Origin of the sequence: Mesorhizobium sp. M0701 (genome assembly GCF_040320365.1) — a bacterium.
In the GTDB taxonomy this organism is placed as follows: domain Bacteria; phylum Pseudomonadota; class Alphaproteobacteria; order Rhizobiales; family Rhizobiaceae; genus Mesorhizobium.
In genome coordinates this window covers 1-16,637 of record NZ_JAMYPO010000078.1, presented here as the reverse complement: position 1 = coordinate 16,637, position 16,637 = coordinate 1, and the positions used below count along the sequence as shown (strand labels likewise).

General features: G+C 56.2%; 12 protein-coding genes and 5 pseudogenes. 14 read left to right on the top strand and 3 right to left on the bottom strand.

What is annotated here, in order from left to right; translation table 11 throughout:
• Positions 1 to 192 precede the first annotated feature (192 nt).
• The 3 genes and pseudogenes from NKI24_RS34685 (at position 193) to NKI24_RS34675 (ending at position 1,299) form a co-directional block, all read left to right on the top strand.
• Positions 193 to 654, top strand: a complete 462-nt coding sequence (locus tag NKI24_RS34685; RefSeq protein ID WP_352750675.1) for a hypothetical protein — start codon at positions 193 to 195, stop codon at positions 652 to 654.
• Positions 655 to 732: 78 nt separating this feature from the next.
• Positions 733 to 1,017, top strand: a pseudogene (locus tag NKI24_RS34680) (helix-turn-helix domain-containing protein); the annotation flags it as partial.
• 132 nt (positions 1,018 to 1,149) lie between these two features.
• A complete protein-coding gene (locus NKI24_RS34675; RefSeq protein WP_352453027.1) occupies positions 1,150 to 1,299 on the top strand; it encodes a hypothetical protein in 150 nt (49 codons plus the stop codon).
• Between the two features lie 899 nt (positions 1,300 to 2,198).
• Here NKI24_RS34675 and NKI24_RS34670 read toward each other — a convergent pair.
• A complete protein-coding gene (locus NKI24_RS34670) occupies positions 2,199 to 2,648 on the bottom strand; it encodes an META domain-containing protein (RefSeq protein ID WP_352453026.1) in 450 nt (149 codons plus the stop codon).
• A gap of 84 nt (positions 2,649 to 2,732) precedes the next feature.
• On the opposite strand from NKI24_RS34670, the gene NKI24_RS34665 reads away from it, so the two are divergent.
• The 3 genes and pseudogenes from NKI24_RS34665 to NKI24_RS34655 form a co-directional block, all read left to right on the top strand.
• The gene (locus NKI24_RS34665) at positions 2,733 to 3,830 is read left to right on the top strand and encodes a trypsin-like serine peptidase (protein WP_352750673.1); all 1,098 of its coding nucleotides are present in this window, start codon (positions 2,733 to 2,735) and stop codon (positions 3,828 to 3,830) included.
• Between the two features lie 97 nt (positions 3,831 to 3,927).
• Entirely contained in the window at positions 3,928 to 5,064 is a 1,137-nt protein-coding gene (locus NKI24_RS34660) for a trypsin-like serine peptidase (RefSeq protein WP_352453024.1), read from the top strand.
• Positions 5,065 to 5,241: 177 nt separating this feature from the next.
• Positions 5,242 to 6,213 (top strand): annotated as a pseudogene (locus tag NKI24_RS34655) (sugar ABC transporter substrate-binding protein); the annotation flags it as partial.
• Between the two features lie 730 nt (positions 6,214 to 6,943).
• On the opposite strand, the pseudogene NKI24_RS34650 reads toward NKI24_RS34655, so the two are convergent.
• A pseudogene (locus NKI24_RS34650) lies at positions 6,944 to 7,788 on the bottom strand (IS3 family transposase); the annotation flags it as partial.
• Between the two features lie 27 nt (positions 7,789 to 7,815).
• Between NKI24_RS34650 and NKI24_RS34645 the strand changes: the two are divergent.
• The 5 genes and pseudogenes from NKI24_RS34645 to NKI24_RS34625 form a co-directional block, all read left to right on the top strand.
• Positions 7,816 to 7,985, top strand: a pseudogene (locus tag NKI24_RS34645) (transposase); the annotation flags it as partial.
• A gap of 127 nt (positions 7,986 to 8,112) precedes the next feature.
• On the top strand, positions 8,113 to 8,625 hold the full coding sequence (locus NKI24_RS34640) for a hypothetical protein (protein WP_352453023.1): 513 nt from the start codon (positions 8,113 to 8,115) through the stop codon (positions 8,623 to 8,625).
• Positions 8,626 to 9,132: 507 nt separating this feature from the next.
• Positions 9,133 to 10,530 carry a hypothetical protein gene (locus tag NKI24_RS34635; protein WP_352453022.1) on the top strand — a complete coding sequence of 466 codons (1,398 nt, stop codon included), beginning with the start codon at positions 9,133 to 9,135 and terminating at the stop codon, positions 10,528 to 10,530.
• Between the two features lie 19 nt (positions 10,531 to 10,549).
• A complete protein-coding gene (locus NKI24_RS34630; protein WP_352750670.1) occupies positions 10,550 to 12,037 on the top strand; it encodes a hypothetical protein in 1,488 nt (495 codons plus the stop codon).
• A 551-nt stretch (positions 12,038 to 12,588) separates the two neighbouring features.
• Positions 12,589 to 13,128, top strand: a complete 540-nt coding sequence (locus tag NKI24_RS34625; RefSeq protein WP_352453020.1) for a hypothetical protein — start codon at positions 12,589 to 12,591, stop codon at positions 13,126 to 13,128.
• Between the two features lie 598 nt (positions 13,129 to 13,726).
• Here NKI24_RS34625 and NKI24_RS34620 read toward each other — a convergent pair.
• A pseudogene (locus NKI24_RS34620) lies at positions 13,727 to 14,242 on the bottom strand (IS66 family transposase); the annotation flags it as partial.
• A gap of 112 nt (positions 14,243 to 14,354) precedes the next feature.
• On the opposite strand from NKI24_RS34620, the gene NKI24_RS34615 reads away from it, so the two are divergent.
• The 3 genes from NKI24_RS34615 to tnpC form a co-directional block, all read left to right on the top strand.
• Positions 14,355 to 14,735 carry a transposase gene (locus NKI24_RS34615; RefSeq protein WP_245274633.1) on the top strand — a complete coding sequence of 127 codons (381 nt, stop codon included), beginning with the start codon at positions 14,355 to 14,357 and terminating at the stop codon, positions 14,733 to 14,735.
• Entirely contained in the window at positions 14,732 to 15,076 is a 345-nt protein-coding gene (gene tnpB / locus NKI24_RS34610; protein ID WP_023675163.1) for an IS66 family insertion sequence element accessory protein TnpB, read from the top strand. Before NKI24_RS34615 ends, tnpB begins: the two co-directional genes overlap by 4 nt.
• A 73-nt stretch (positions 15,077 to 15,149) precedes the next feature.
• Positions 15,150 to 16,637: IS66 family transposase (gene tnpC / locus NKI24_RS34605; RefSeq protein WP_352750668.1), on the top strand; the 1,488-nt coding region annotated here is incomplete at its 3' end.

Sequence of the window (16,637 nt, the reverse complement as noted above, 5' to 3'; positions counted from 1 at the left end):
TTGCGGAGACGCCCGGACCGAGTTGCCTTCTGGCTTGACGAGGCCTGAAGATTGGCCCTGTCAATTCCAGCAGGAATAGTTGTCGCAAACGAACGACTGCGGCCAACCGAGCTTGCGCGGGACGACTTGAAAAAGGGCCAAACTTCGGATCGTGCGGTAACGGTGTGGGGCCATTGGCTGGATGCCCACAACTTGACCGAGCGGCTGTGCCGTGAGCAACGACGCTTGGAGCGGAAGCTCGCCGAAACTATTGGCTTTCCGAGCGCGACGATACTCTCGAATGGTGAGAGCGTGACACTGCATTCACTGAAGGAAATTCGTGAATTGTTGGGCGTCGACCCTATCGACTCAGCGGTTCGCGCGAAGGCTGAAGCCGACTTCGCGGCCCATCAGGCTCACTGGGATGCTGCCGACAGGGAAATAGGTTATTCCGCAGCGATGCGCGCTGAGCACGAAGCGGCCAACCGAGCGGAGGCCCTGCTCGAAGAATTGTCTGAAACGGCTGCCACTACCCTTGCCGGCGTGGCAGCCAAGCTTGATGCAATCCTTAAGGAAGGTCAGTCGTCTGAGGACGATGCCGAGTTTCCCTGGCCCCAAATCCGCTCGGCCATCGAGGATATTGCCGGGATTAGCCGGCAGAGAGAACCGGGTTGAAGGCGTCCATGCGGGTTCGCGCAGGTCTGTAACTCCCAAGCATTCGGAATTTGCTGAGTTCCTGGCGGCACGCAGTGACTGACTCACATTCCAGGGGGTGACAGATGCAACAGCGAGAGGCCTTGTCGGAATCGAAACGGCTTCCTGCCGTCACGGCGTGGGCAAAGCCCAAACCACAAACGAGCCCTCATCCCGCGGATCGCGGATCAGCATGTCGGCAGGCAGATCGCGATCGTTCGCATCCAGTCGGGCGTATCGCAGGCACAGCTTGCCCGATCGATAGGCATCAGCTCTCAGCAACTTCAGAAATACGAGAACGCGAGAAACCGTGTCAGCGCGTCCATGCTCTACGAGATCGCCCTGTCGTTAGGCGTCCTGTTAGCCGCTTCTTCGAAGGCTTGCCGGGCAACGAGACGCGCAAGGCTCCGCCTCTGCCGGTCGACGAGCGCATCAATTTTATTGCCAGCGGAAGGCCGGCGTCTGATTGAGGGGCTGATGCAGCTTCCTCCAAGGGTGCGTGGCCGCGTCGCGGCCTTGATCTCCGCATTGGGGTACGAACCGACCGCCATCGCCGTCGACCAGGACAGTCCGAAGGCCGGAGAATCCGAGCCGGCCGAACGCAAAACGCTGGAGCCGGCAGGATAGTCTCGCCGCGAATCTGCTGTCGCTCGACACAGACTGTGCCGTTCCAAACATAGCACTTAGCCCATGGTGCGATTTTGACGCTGGCTGCCGCCGGTCTGCCAAAACCGTCTGAAAAACCGGCTGAATTCCGAAAACAAGCCAGCGCCGTCGCGTTAGGCAGACCTAAAAGGCTAGTGATTTCAACTGGATGGAATGGCGCCCCAGCGTTGATGAAACTGAGAACTACGTCTTCGCTGGAGCGCTATGATCCCGCATCCAGCGAGAGCCCCATATTTCTAGTACCGCGACGAAGTTGGAAATTTCACTACGCCGCTGCGGATCGAGTCAGCAACCGTATTTGGAGGGAAGTGGACGATAATCGAACGGCGTGCTGGCTGGCCTTACCTTCCCTTATGACTTTGATCCAGCATCCGTCATTGTAGATGCAGATATTTGCCGCAGCCTAGCGGAAGCGGCTCTCTGGTTAGGCCAACCGTCCGTCCGAGCTGTGGCCGGCCCGCCGATTGCCGCACTGAAGTTTCGTGAGCCAGACGAGCGATGGCTGCGAACGCAACGATCGCTCCGCAGCCGAGCAAAGCTGAAACGGCCAAGGATACGCCTTACGTGTGATCCATCAGGTCGTCGACCGTTCTGGCCTTGATGTATCGAGCTGGGTTCCGTCCGGAGGCGAGCGCGCTGAAGTGCGCCTGCCCGCACGCGATCTTGCCGGCCTCGAGGTCTTAAAGTGCCTCCATACTAACGGCGCCGGCCGAGTCTCGAGGACGTTCGCCAGTAATGCCCCCGCCTGCAGATACTGCATGCTTTCCGCACCAAGCGGACACTACCCAGCAATCGGGCCCATTCTTTGGCCGTGCCTCCAGACATTCGACGAACCTAACTCCTGATGCCCACGATAGCCTTTATCCTGGGGCCCGACGGAAGCGCGCCTTTCCTGCCGTATTCGGAATGGATAGCACCAAAAGCTTCCCGTCGAGCGTTGCCTGACGTAGCTGCTCCAGCGGATTCGCAAAATCCAGCGGAAGCGAGACATAGTCTCCTTCGCAGTCTCGCTCGCCCTTTCGAATGAAGTCCGGCGTCAGAAGCGGTCCGCCAAAGTTATTACAGCCGTCAAAGCCTGTGATGTTGTCACCAACTACCTCGAAATACACAGGGACTGAGGACGATACTAAAACACCATTGACCGACTCAAGAACCCATCGGCCCTGAAGGTCAGACAACTCAACATTGCGTGGCCCTGCTGAGGGTATTCCGACGACTCCTGCCACGATAGCGATGGCCGTCGCGGCTGCTACCAAGCAGAATACAAACAGCCCTGCTCCAACGCGCACTGGCACCTCGATAATCCTCATACTACTACGCCCCAACAAGATTTACATTGACGAGCGCCCTTTTCCGATAGATATTCTTTTAACAATAAATACAGGGGGGTAGTGATGAGGGTTCTAGCGCGACTTGGGCTAGCTGCGGCAGGATATTGCCTTTTTCTCCAATCTGGTTCCATAGCATACTCCGATGAAAACGTCGTGGGCCAGCCATCAGACACCCACGGCGTCGCTCCGGCTGTCACAACCGACAGCGACTTCAATCGGGAGCTTAGCGTAGAGCAACTGTCGCCCAAAGTCCGCTCGATTTTAGGTCTGCCAGACAAATCTATAGGGGCAGAGGCCTTTGGCTCAGGGAGCCACCCGTTTACCACCGAGCGTGTGAGCGTCGAGAACGGCATCGAGCCAGTCAATAGCTATCCTTGGCGTGCCACTGGTAAGCTATCTATGACCTTCGGACCGCAACGTTTTGTCTGTTCTGCATCTGTAATTGGCAGATCACTTCTGGTGACCGCTGCGCATTGTGTGCATAACTTCGGCAAGGGTAAGGAGGGTTTTGCAAGCTCTGTCTCGTTTGAGCCAGCGCGGCATGACGATGCAAGGCCTTTCGGGACTTGGACCGCCAAGGCGTGGTTCATCCCTAAGACTTATTTTGACGGCAGTGATGTCTGTTCTAACGGGGCGCCAGGAGTTGTCTGTGAGAATGACATAGCAGTAGTCGTGCTAAACCAGAACGGGGACAAGGCTATCGCTGATGTTGTTGGCATGTACAATCTGCCCCCTGAACCAAACGAAGACGAGGTTCCGCCTCACGAATTCGGCTTCACTTTTTTCTTGGGGCAGAAATCTGCGCATTTTACTCAACTCGGATATCCGTCAATGGATTACGACGGAACAAAGATGATCCGCACTGATTCCCTCGGCTATCAAGATGACCCGAACAATGTGATTATCGGATCAAATCAAACTGGTGGATCTAGTGGCTGCCCTTGGCTTCAAAATTTCGGAACACCTACTTCGTACACTGGGACGCCTCCATTTGACAGTCAACTTAACACGGTGACGGCCGTAACCAGCTGGGGTTTCACAACCAGTCACATCAAAGTCCAAGGTGCATCGCGGTTTGCAAAGAACCACGCTTACACAAAGAAGACGAATATCCGGTCCCTTGTAGACGAGGCCTGTGGGGCGGATCCAGGCGCCTGTTGACCGCTAGGAGGCATACGCGGGAGCAATGTTGTCGACTTTTATGAGATCCTCGCATTGCTCGACGCGAGACCAAGTGCGGAAGTCTGCAAGGCGGCTGATGCAGATGTTGGCGTTGGCAGTTCTGCTTAGTGGGAGCCTGATTTTCCCGTGCCGCGCAATTGGTGAGGAGCAGGTTCGTATCATAAAGAGTGAGTCCGCTCTTTGGGCTGATCAGCTTGTCCTCACGGGCGAGCGTAAATGCAATTCGGATATCGAACGGCCAACCGGCACGTGGAGAGAGTTATTTTTTGGCCGGGGACGCAGCATGACGTGCACTGACATTGTGAACCAACTGGAAGACTGGGACGCCATTAGCAAATTCGGTTTCTTTGACCGCGTTGCGGAAAGCCCGATCGCACAGCATTTGACCAGCGAATATAGGGCACAGTGTCTCATTCGCTTTTCCGATATTACGGATCAAGGGGGTGGTTATAAGGGAAATCGAGCTTCGTCAGACCACCTGACGTGGATATCCTCAAAAGAGCAGGTTGAAACCTTGCGCGATAGCGTTGGGGCACTAAGCGGTTCTGGTGGAGATAAATATTGTTCCGCTACTCTTGTTAGCATTGGTGAAGGGCGGTCTGGCTTGCTAACTGCTGCGCACTGCTTGGGTCAGTATACGACAACGGGCGAGGATAATGTAGCGAAATTGACGTACGTGTTCTCGGATATGGTTTTCACTAGTATTTCTGGACAAACGCTACACCTTAGATTGGACGACGGTTTTTCGGGAAGAGTGTTTAATGTAAAGAACGGAGACGTAGTTTTCATCCCGTTACCCGATTTAGGCCCTTCTCGATATCTTCCATTGGCGAACTTCGCAGCCGAGATGTGGGAGCCGCTGATCATTGTTGGTGTCAATCCATACCTCTCAAGGGCAGTCCTTGCGGAAGATCAGGGTGTGCCAAATAATTTGGGCAGATTTGTATCAGTGTCGATGGAGCCATACTGCATGCTTCTTGCTCGCGATCAGGATGGTGAGATTCACCATTTGTGCCAAACCGATCGCGGGCAGTCAGGCAGCGCGATACTTGTACTGCGGGAGAGGCAGTTCTACATCGCGGGGATTCATTCTAAGGGCAATTTCCGCAAGAAGTATTGCTGCTCAAGCGGTGTGTTCGGTTCCGAGAAATGTGATGCTGTACAGACAGGTAATTCAGGCGTGGCGATACACGAGCCAGTCATCGGCCCTTGAAGAGTTATGTCTAATATGGGGGATCACGCCGGAACTGACCGATCGCTGCCGCCATTCGGGCTATAAACGAGCATGCAGTCGAGGGAGGATACAATGTCGTCTACCTACAGGTTGTTGTGTGGTTGGGGCTGTTGCCTTTTCATCATCGTTTGCGGCGCCGTTCAGGCTGGGGCACAACCGATCGCCTGCCTGATCACCAAGACCGAAACCAATCCCTTCTTCGTCAAGATGAAAGAGGGCGCCACGGCCAAGGCCAAGGAACTCGGCGTCGACCTCAAGACCTATGCCGGCAAGATCGATGGCGACAGCGAGAGTCAGGTCGCAGCGATTGAAAGCTGCATCGCCGACGGCGCCAAGGGCATACTGATCACCGCCTCCGACAACAAGGGCATTGTGCCGACGGTGAAGAAGGCGCGCGACGCCGGCGTTCTGGTGATCGCGCTCGACACGCCGCTGGAGCCGATCGATGCTGCCGATGCCACGTTCGCAACCGACAACTTCAAGGCCGGTCAGGCGATCGGCGCTTGGGCCAAGGCCACGCTAGGCGATGCCGCCAAGGATGCCAGGATCGGGTATATGGATCTGAACCCGCGCCAGCCGACGATGGATGTGTTACGTGACCAGGGTTTCATGACCGGCTTCGGCATCGACACCAGGGACATTAAGACGATCGGCGACGAGGATGATGCGCGCAACGTCTGCCGCGACGTCACGAACGGCAGCGAAGAGGGCGGCCGCAAGGCCATGGAGAACTGCCTGCAGAAGGATCCGGGTATCAACGTCGTTTACACGGTCAACGAGCCTTCGGCTGCGGGCGCCTACAAAGCGCTGACGGCAGTTGGCCGCGAGAAGGATGTGCTAATCGTCTCGGTCGATGGCGGCTGTCCGGGCGTCAAGAATGTCGCCGAGGGCGTCATTAGCGCCACCTCCCAGCAACATCCCTTGCTGATGGCATCGATGGGCATCGAGGCCATTAAGAAGTTCGCCGATTCCGGCGAGAAGCCCAAGCCGACCGAGGGCAAGTTGTTTTTCGACACGGGGGTTTCGCTAGTACCTTCGCCGGAACAGGAACCTGTCCCGGTTTGTGAGGTTGACCCGACACTGTGCCACACCAAGCCGATTGAAGAGGCTCTAAAGGCCTGCTGGTAAGCGGATCTTCTGCGTGCCACCGCCTAGTCCTCCCAGCTCCGCGCCAGGTTTTGGAGTGAACTTGCTCTGTCATGCGAGCCAACGGTATGATCTGCGCCCGCGACCTCTAGCGAAGGCGGCTCTCTGCTTCTTCCTCCACAGCGGGTTTTAAAGAGCAGACTCTCTCTCCACTACTGCCTTTACAGTAATCCTTGCACAACGGCCAACTTCCGGATTTACTGTTACCTTAGCTTGACTCTTGCTGACGCTGGTGAAACTGTCCTGCCACGTGGGCATCGCCAGATTTCGAGGGTGCTTGTGATGCTGCTTGGTATTTCCACGATCATGTTGGCTTTTCTGGTCTCTCTCGTAGGGTACCATGGTGCACTCTGCCAGCCGCTCCAGATTGTAACACTGGAGCCAGGGTGGAACCTAGTTAGCTTTCACACTCTCCCGTCGCACCGGTCTCCCAAAAATGTATTCTCTGCATTGAAGCAGGAAGGTACCGGCCAGCCGCTGGCCGATACAAGCGATGCAACACGCAGCCGGCTACGAGCTGCGTTTGACCTATCATCCGTGCACCAGACAAATGACTCATTTGAGTTTGGATGGCGCGAGTATCGCCTCGGGGCGGAAGTGACTGCAGGTGCACTTCTCCACCTCTAAGCATAAGCTCGGTCTTTCGTTCTGACGACTTGAAGGCAGTCAGTAGAATTGCGACGTGGGATGCTGTTGACGTTGCCCCCAGTTTCTATCCAGTTTTGAGTTCGTTTCCGGCATGGGTTGTGCCCTGCTGGGCGGGTGAAGCGACGGGCGCTGGCGCGGAGCCTTTGGCACAGCGCAGCGCGAGCGACCGTCGCAGATTGAAGGTGGTGGCGAACTCGGCCGGTGTCTGCCAGGCGATTTGGGAATGCGGCCGCGCGGTGTTGTAGTCGGCGCGCCACAGGGCGATGGCGACGCGTGCCTGAGCCAGCGAAGTAAACAGCGTCTCGTTGAGCAGTTTATCGCGCAGTCGGCCGTTGAAGCTCTCGATGAAGCCATTCTGCATCGGCTTGCCGGGCGCAATGTAATGCCATTCGACGCGGTTCTGATCCGCCCAGGAGAGGATGGCGTTCGAGGTGAACTCGCTTGTCGCTGACGATCATTTTCGGCCGGCCGCGCTCGGTGATGAGCCGGTCCAATTCTCGGGCAACCCGCATGCCCGAGAGAGACCTATCAACGATGAGTGCCAGGCACTCTCTCGTGCAGTCGTCGACGACGGCCAGGATGCGGAAGCGGCGCCCGTCGGTGAGCTGGTCCGATACGAAGTCGAGCGACCAGCGCTCGTCGGGCCTCAGCGGCACCAGCATCGGCGCCCTGGTCCCGATCGCCCGCTTGCGGCCGCCACGGCGGCGAACGGCGAGCTTCTCCTCCCGGTAGAGCCGGAACAGCTTCTTGTGGTTCACGACCAGGCCCTCCCGCCTCAGCATCACGAGAAGACGCCGGTAGCCGAACCGGCGACACTCTTGCGCGATCGCCTTCATCCGCTCGCGAACCTCGGTCGTCCGGCCTGCTGGTCTCGTAGCGAACCGTCATGCGGCAACAGCCGATGACTTTACCGGATTAGATCAGAGGGGCAAGGTCACGGCATCGGAGACAATGCTGACGATCGCGGCGGATTCCAAGCACCTCGGGCCCGGATCGGCATCACCGCCGTGCTCCACACATGGGGATCGGTAATAGCGCATCATCCGCACCTGCAAATGATCCTGCCAAGCGGCGGCATCCCGCCGGACGGGTCACGCTGGATATCGTGACGGCCGGGCTTCCTTCTCCCGGTGCGCGCCGCATAAGGTAGTATGACGAGATGTCCAAAGTATGTTAAGTTCTGTAATTGACTCATCACTTATCTTGAATGTTGAAGCCGGTTGGAGGAATTCCATGGGTTCGATAATACGTGCTTTAAATACGAGCACCTCTGAATTGAATTTGTCATTCCAGGAGGATAGCGTAAGCGAGGATCTGCACGCGAATGGGACCGGATACAGGTATGCATGGGATCGTCGAGATGGAATTGAGAAAGGGCGTTTAGATCTCTCTCATCCCACCGAGATGGGACTCACGTTCCGCAGTGATGTAGCAATGCAAAAACCGGGATCCGCTAAAGAATTTCTGACTTTTGAACTTATTCGGGATGGCGCGACCATCCGCTGCCACGGCAAACTAGTTATCAACAACCCTCCACATAACCAAGATACGAATTTCGACACTTCTAACGTTCCATTTGAATCACCTTTCAGATATAGTATCGGCAATCTAGAGCTACTATGCGAGGCAGCAGCCGATGGACTATTAATATTTAGTACTATCTACGCTGGGCTTTCGTTTAAGATTCGAAGTATTTGGAAAAAAGATGGAGAGGTAGTGAGCCTCGAAATATCCCGACAAACTTAGTCTTGCCGGCTCATCGCTAGAATTGCGGAGACGTGTTCTTTTTCGGAAGCGCGAGCTTAGGTCGCTGAAGTGCTCGGGCGGCCGCTGGAGCGGTAAGAGAACTTGTCAGGCGGAAGGAACTGCATGGTCCCTGGCCCGCGTAAATTCAGAGGATATGGCGGGGCGCGACACCGCAATCTTCGCCCCTCATCGCCAGCGACGTGATCGCGCTGGGCACGGGATGGTCGAAGTGCCGTCGGGGAACAAAAGCTTGTCAGCTGAGGTCGCCTCCCCAATTGCCTGGTTCGCTGCGCCGAGACTAGCAAATCAAGCAATTGGCTGCACTTACACCTAACTCTTCAACAGCAGAAACTAGAAGCGCGCGAGGAAGTCAAAAGGTCATCCTTGCTGACATATTACTGCAGTTGGACAACAGGGTGATAAATCCCCCTTGACCCCTAATATTAGAAATGTAAGTTTTTAAAAGTGCGAGCTTCATAAAGTTGAGTATCGCAGGGGGATTTTAACTTGATCGAGATCTACGCTCATTCTGCGATTGCTAGGTTGCGCGTGACCTCGCCAATGACGTTCATCCGATACGCGGGTCTATCCGCGGTGTTCGTGGCGAGCCTTGGCTATGGCGCACAGGCGCAAGAGCCAACGCCGACAACGGTATACGCTGCGCTCCACGCCTCGATTCCCCTCGATCAAGGAAGCTTCGCCACGGTATTCCTCCGATCCGTCCCGCTCGATCTTCTAGCTGAGCATGGCACTGAGGCTGACAACTTCTACAATAGCATTGCCGACATCACGAACGGTGCGGTGGCGCCGAATTGGATATCCCAGCTTGAACCCGGCACAGCTGCCGAACTCTATACGCACTTGGTGTCCGAGGCGAGCTGGGGACGCGTGCCATTCACAACGGAGATGAAGGAATATGAGGAGCTTACGGCCGCTCTGTATGTCAAGAGCGGCAACGGTCAGTTCCTAGCTCGGCCTGCAGTAAAGAGATTGCTTGAGCTTCAGGCAAACTTAGCGGCCGTTACACAGGAATGGGTTGCCGCTAAGCCTGAGGAGCGCACCCCGGCCTTGAAGGCTCGTCTGGACGCCGCGAAGGCTGCGCTACAGAACGATACTGAAGCAAATAAACTCATACCGAAGTTGGCGCGCTTAAAGACGCTGGTAAATTACGATTATAGAACTCGCGGCTTGGAGGCGAAAGAGCGGTTAAATCGCAACATAGACGCGAAAACTGGCAAGCTGGCTACGAAGGCAACTCCTCAGATAAGTTTTTTTTCGCAGGCCTCTTCCTGGGAAGCGGTATCCGTAACATTGGATGTGTCTACACCTGCCCCACCGGGCAGCCTAACGCCGACACTTCCGCCCGTTTGGTGTTGCGACCTACCCGCCGCTGGTGCCGGCAACGAACTATCTCCCGTGTTCAAAATGGAATTTGAACGCATGGTAGTGAAGATCAGTCAACCTTGGCGCGATGACCAGATTCTGTCGGGTGCGGCAAGACAGATATGGAAATGGAAGGGCGACGAGGCCCCTCTCTCACGAGGCCAGGCTGGCTTAGCCGACCCGGGGGGGGGCGTTGATCTTACTCTGTTGCCTCGGCAACTAGTCCTAATTCGGAATGTTAAAATTAGCGGTGAGTTCGAAGAATCTCTCATGAGGGCAATCGCTGAGGCGGCAACGGGTAAACGCAGGGTCTATTTTGGACCTATAGCAGTAGCTGGCGATTTCGCATTCGGGAATGGCTTGATGAGAATTCAGCCGTTTGGCGTTGATCGCAAAGTGATAGCAGTGTCCGCCGTGCAGATTATAGGGTTAACGGGGGATATATTGCCCCCAGCGCCAGATCCGCGAGCTGATCTTGTGTGGGAAGACCCGCTACCGACATTTGAGGGTTTAGGAAACTGACACTAGAGGAGAACCGATCATGAGGCTATCACACGCAATCTGCGTTGCAACATTACTAGCGGGTGCAACAGACGCCTTTGCAGCCGGCGAGACAAATGCTGAGTTGATGCAGAAGCTGTATTCCGAGATTGCGGCGAATCTTCGCGTAGGCGACCAAAAGCTCAGTCCAAATACCAATATGCTGGTGCTTGCAGCGCCAGCAATATTAGTTGATCCAAATATAAGTATGGACAACGCGGACGACGCAGCTAACATTATAACAAACATGAGCGATCGAATAATATTGCCAAGCGCGTTCCTTGACTTTAAACCTGGTCGAATGAGCGATCTATACCAGGAAATTCTACGCAGTCACGTGGTCCCGCTGCCGATTCTCGAATCCGCAGAGAAAGCTCAACTGGAGGACGCCAATTCAAAGTTGTTTAATAGCAAAGGTGAGTCGCGCCGATTGTTGGACGATTACTACAAGTATAGCAAGCTTCTCCAAACAGCCAACCAGAATGCTTCGCTTTGGCAGTCGCAGAACGTCGGAAAGGCACTTCCCCTAGAGCACATAAATGCGATAAAGTTCGCATTGACACAGTATATAGCTCATCAGGGGGACAAAGCTCAGGGGTACTTGCTTACGATTCAAAAATATGCTCAGCGTGATACGGAATTTTATTTTGAAAGACTCAGGGACCGGTTTACCGCCAACTGGTTCCAGGCTAACTGGTACGGAAGGACTCTATTTTATCCAACTTATCAAACATGGCTAAACAAGGACCTCAGTTGGCAGAACATTAAGATAACATCTCAAATGCTCGATGCCAGGACTCACGACGAGCATTCGGATATTGGAGGCGGGCTTTCAGGCAGCTGGGGGTTGTTCAGTGTAGGCGGGGACTATAGCGAGGATGAAACTAAACATACCGAACGAGCAGATGCTTCCAACTTGACCATCAGCTTCGATGTTCTCCGTGTTGGAATCACTTATGCGTGGATGGACGCTAATGTTTTTGAATCCCAGATGTGGGATTGGTCGAACGGTTCAATTTACGCTGGGCAAAAGATATCGTCCGGCGCCGACTACGCGAAGGGTGAAACGCCTACAGGGATCATGCCCGTCGTCCCTGTCGAGCTAATTGTCGCGCGCAACCTCTCGATGACCGCAGACTGGAGCATTGATATCAAGGAGTTTATTGAGAAGCATTCAGGAGGCGGCGCGTCATTCGGGTATGGTCCGTTCAAGCTCGGAGGACGTACAAACAAGAGCTCGAAGGACACGTATGTCCATGCCGAAGGGAACGGCAACACTGTCACCTTCGATAGCCCTCAGATAATTGGATACTTAGTACATGCACTCCCTGAATCACCTAAGCGTGCCCGGGAGATTAACGGGAAGCCAGTTGTATGGCCGGATGAGCCACGCACGGACAAAGCTATTGAAGCGCTTGCCACGGCAGAGAGTGCCGATCCATTGATTCAATCAGCTCAGGAGCTTCTCAATACGGCTAAAAGCAAATGAATTTTGTCAGCAATCGTGCGCGCACGATTTTTTGGGTGTCGCGTTGTGCACTTGTTGTCTTCGCGACACTCGCCGGGGTCGATAGGTCGACTGCTGCGGATTTACACGAGGTGCAGGCTAATATTCAAAGCGTATTGAGTAAAAGCGACTTATTATATTGGCGCTCGTCCTACAGAGTTTCGGTTTTCGCCAGTACGTCAAAAATACCGATCCCGCCAGATGGCAATTACGGTCCTTTGATAGAGGCCACTCTAAAGCCCAGAGAGATGTCAATAGCTGAGTCATATGAATACATACTGAGATATGCTGACGTTCCCGAAATTCGGGTCCTGGGGCGCCAGAGGCGCCTGCAAGATTCAAAACAAATCCTAGATCGGCCAAGCCGATGTCCCATAGAAAAACGAACCGTCAGATGTAGAGCGTTTGAAAGTTATTTGGCCTACCGGAGTCGGTGGGAAACCGCGCTGGCTGCTGAGCCGGCAGACAGCGCTCCTAGTTCCCAATTGACGAAGATTCAACAGGATTGGGATCATTTTGGGTTCCGACGGGAGGTGTCAATTGCGCTCTGGGTTACACATGACCTGGAAACGATTGATCCTTTGTTTCTTTTTGCTGACTTGACGAGTGATTTTGTGGCGTATGGTGGGTCTGCCTGGACTCGCAGCGGAGCCGGTCCCTTTACTCATGTGGAACTAACCTACCTCAGCCACCCTGAAAATTGGCGGGAGATAGGCGAAGGTGAACGAAAAAGATTTCTGACCGTTCTAAGAATTCAGCGGCCTTGGTTTGACCCGGCTATAGCGACGCAATATGCATGGCGCCTAAACCGGGCCGCACCAGGCGGAAGTGAAGCAAGTTTTTCGGACGGTGTCTCTTGCCGACTGCCGCTAGCATGTATCCCCCAATGGGTTGTTGTCACTCGTGTTGACCCCGCCGATCCTCAATATATTGAAGTGGTCGGCACAATAGACGTGCAATCTCCTCTTGTTCCGAAGGTGCTGGATGCCCGTAACCAAATTGGCAAGGAATCGATATCTCGCTCCAGTTCTTTTAACGATTTGCTGGATCGGCTTGACAACGTCAGCTTCTGAGTCTGCCGATTTGCCAGCATCAGTCTCTCCTCGACCACCCGTCAAAGCACGAGTGCCAAAGATACTCTGTCCCCCGATTGTCGAATACAGCCCCGCATTCCAATCCGAACTCGCGGAGGAAGTACGCAGGTTGAGTTTGGAGTCCCCACTGACGATTGCGATGAAGGATTACCTCCTCTTAAGAGACCACCTTCGAGAATGCCAGCTTAACATCTCTTCTGGACAGCAGCAGTGAGGTGCAACGGCACCTCGAACGCGATCCTCTCCTGGGCGGAATCAGAACCGCGTCGAATGACCTTACATTGCGCCCGGCAAGCCGATGCAGACGGATGTTGTAGAATAGCCCCTTCTGCTCATTCGGCGGCTTTTTCCACAGCCTTCTGCCTTTCCGGCCTCGTTCGCGTCGGGAAGTCTCTGCTGCATAGGCAGCTTCTGCCTTTTCGACTCGGGACCGTTCTTCGGCGCGCTTGGCCGGGATGTTGTAGTCGAAGGCGGTGCCGCGCCTGGCATGGCTCGTAGGTAAGCGCTATTTTCGCTGCACGTTGACGCGGTGGCTTTCGACGGATGGCCTTCGAATCGGGAACGGTATCTGGTCTGATCAGGCTGCTGTTACTTTGGCGAAGTTGAAGGGCAGCAGATCCTCGATGGCTGCGTTCTCGGGGCGCTGAGGTAGTTCAGTGAGGACGTGGCGCAGCCACGGTAACGGCTCGACGCCACAGGCGCGGCAGGTCAACATCAGGCTGTAGATGACGGCGCTGGCCCTGGCTCCGTCGACGGTATCGCTGAACAGCCAACTTTTCCGGCCAGTGGCAAAGATTCTGATGTCACGCTCGAGAAGATTGTTGTCGATCGGCATGCTGCCGTCCTCGGTGTAACGAGTCAGATATCCCCATTGGTTCAGGGTGTAGGAGACGGCGTCGCCGAGCTTGCTGTCCGGCAAGACTTTTGGGGCGATGTCGTCGAGCCATGCCTTGAGAGCCTGGAGGATCGGGACACTATGTTGCTGGCGGAAGCGGCGAATGCAGTCATCTCGCGTTTCACCGTCATCGGGGATTTCGTTCCGCGCCTGCCTTTCAACCCGATAGAGCTGTTCAAAGAACCGGAGCGCCTGTTCCGTAAGCGCCAAGCTGACCCCATCTGGCGCGGCTTGAGGTGATGAGCGAGACATACTGACACTGAAGCAAGGAGCCGAGGAGCTTGCAGTGTCAATTTCTATGTCTGCGCCTATGCCTGATGATAGAAGTTTCCATGTTCTTGAAGCGGTTGCCAACCGACTGGAGGCAAGCCCGCAGCGTCCGCGGCGGCGCTGGTCGGCGGAAGCGAAGTCGCGGCTGATCGAGGCGACACTGAAGCCGGGCGCGAATGTATCGGCCATTGCCAGACAAGCGGGGATGGCGCCGGCCCAGCTGTTCGGCTGGCGGAGCAAGGCGATCAAGAGCGGTGCGGTCACGCCACACAGGGATGCGGAGCGGCTCGGCTTTGTCGAGGTCACGCCGACAGCGTCTGCGTCGGTGGAGATCGAGCTGGGTGGCGTGGTCATTCGCGCCGGTGCCGATATCAATGAGGAGCAGCTGGTGCGGATTATCCGGGCGGTTCGCCAGGCATGATCCCGGCTGGCGTGAAGGTGTTGGTCGCCAGTCATCCCGTCGATTTTAGAAAAGGTCCCGACGGCCTTTTGGCACTGGTGCGCGATGCCGGCTCGGATCCATTCAACGGCGCACTTTATGTATTCCGCGCCAAAAGAGCGGACAGGATCAAGATCGTCTGGTGGGACGGCAGCGGCGTGTGTCTTTATGCCAAGCGGCTGGATGAGGCGAAGTTCTGCTGGCCGCGGATCGGCCACCACCGGGTCCAGCTCAATCATGCTCAGCTCATGGCTCTGGTTGACGGAATGGACTGGAAACGGGTTCGAACGGAGACCGTCAGGCGGCCGCAATCGGTTGGGTAAAACCCTGCGGCATGATGAATCAGGGAGCTGAAAACGCGGGAAAATTGCCCGCGAATATGCTCTGATTTTGGCCATGTCGGCACCCGATCTCGCGCTCCCGGACGACGTTGACGCGCTCAAGGCGATGGTTGTTGCCATGGCCGAAAAAGCCGCCGGTCTGGAAGAGCGTAATGCCGATCTCGAAGCCCACAATACGCATCTCGAGTTGGTCAACAAGAGCGCCGAGGAGCGGATCGCACGACTGACGGCGGTGGTGAAGATGCTGGAGCGGTCGCGCTTCGGCAGCCGCTCCGAAAGGTTGCGGGCCGGTGCGCTGAGCGAGGAGCAGTACGCTCTGGTCTTCGACGAGATCGAAACCGGCGTGGCGGCCATCCAAGCGCAGATGGAGAAGTCTGCGGGCGGCTCGAAAGCGAAGCGCGCCCCGCGCCCTCGCAAAGGCTTTGCGGCCCATCTCGAACGGATCGAGGTGGTCATCGAGCCCGAGACGCCTGCTGGCTGCGAAGCGCTGGAAAAGATCCTGATCGGCGAGGACGTCTCCGAACGGCTCGATGTCACCCCGGCGAAGTTCCGGGTGATCGTCACGCGTCGCCCCAAATATGCCTACAAGGGTTGGGACGGCGTCATCCAGGCAGCCGCGCCCGCCCGCATCATCGAAAGCGGCATTCCGACCGAAGCGCTGCTGGCGCAGATCGCGGTGTCGAAATACGCCGATGGCCTGCCGCTCTACCGCCAGGAAGCGATCTATGCCCGCGATCAGGTCGAGATCGACCGGTCACAGATGGCGCAGTGGATGGGCAAGCTCGGCTTCGAGCTCGAGCCGCTCGCCGATTACGCACTGACCCGCATCAAGCAGGGGGAGCGGGTCTTCGCCGATGAGACCACGCTGCCAACGCTGGCGCCGGGATCTGGCAAGGCCAAGACGGCCTACCTCTGGACCTATGTCCGCGATGATCGGCCCTTTGGCGGCAGTGGACCGCCCATTGTTGTCTATCGCTTCGAGGACAGCCGCGCCGGCGAATGTGTTGCCCGTCATCTGGACGGCTATCGCGGGATCCTGCAAGTCGACGGATACGCCGCCTATAACCGGCTGGCCCGATCCGATCGGGGCAACGACGGCGTGACGCTGGCGGCGTGCTGGTCGCACGTGCGGCGCAAGTTCTACGAACTGCATGCCGCAGGCTCCTCCGTTATCGCCTCGCAGACGGTGGCGCAGATGGCCCCACTGTGGGCCGCCGAGGAGGCCGTACGCGGCCAGGACCCGGCAGTACGGATAACTGCGCGTCAGGAGAAATCCGCCGCCGTCGTTGCCGCTCTCTTTGCGCTGTGGGAAAAGGAGCTGCCGAAGCTGTCGGGAAAATCGAAGCCCGCCGAGGCGATCCGCTATGCGCTCGGCCGGCGTGCCGCGCTGGAGCGCTTCCTCACCGACGGCCGCATCGAAATCGACTCCAACACCGTCGAGCGCGCCATCAGGCCACAGGCCATCTCGGGGTCATTCTGCCCATGTTGGGCAGGAGGTCGAGGTCCATTACCGTTGGCACCCGTATTTCGGACGTCGGCTTCG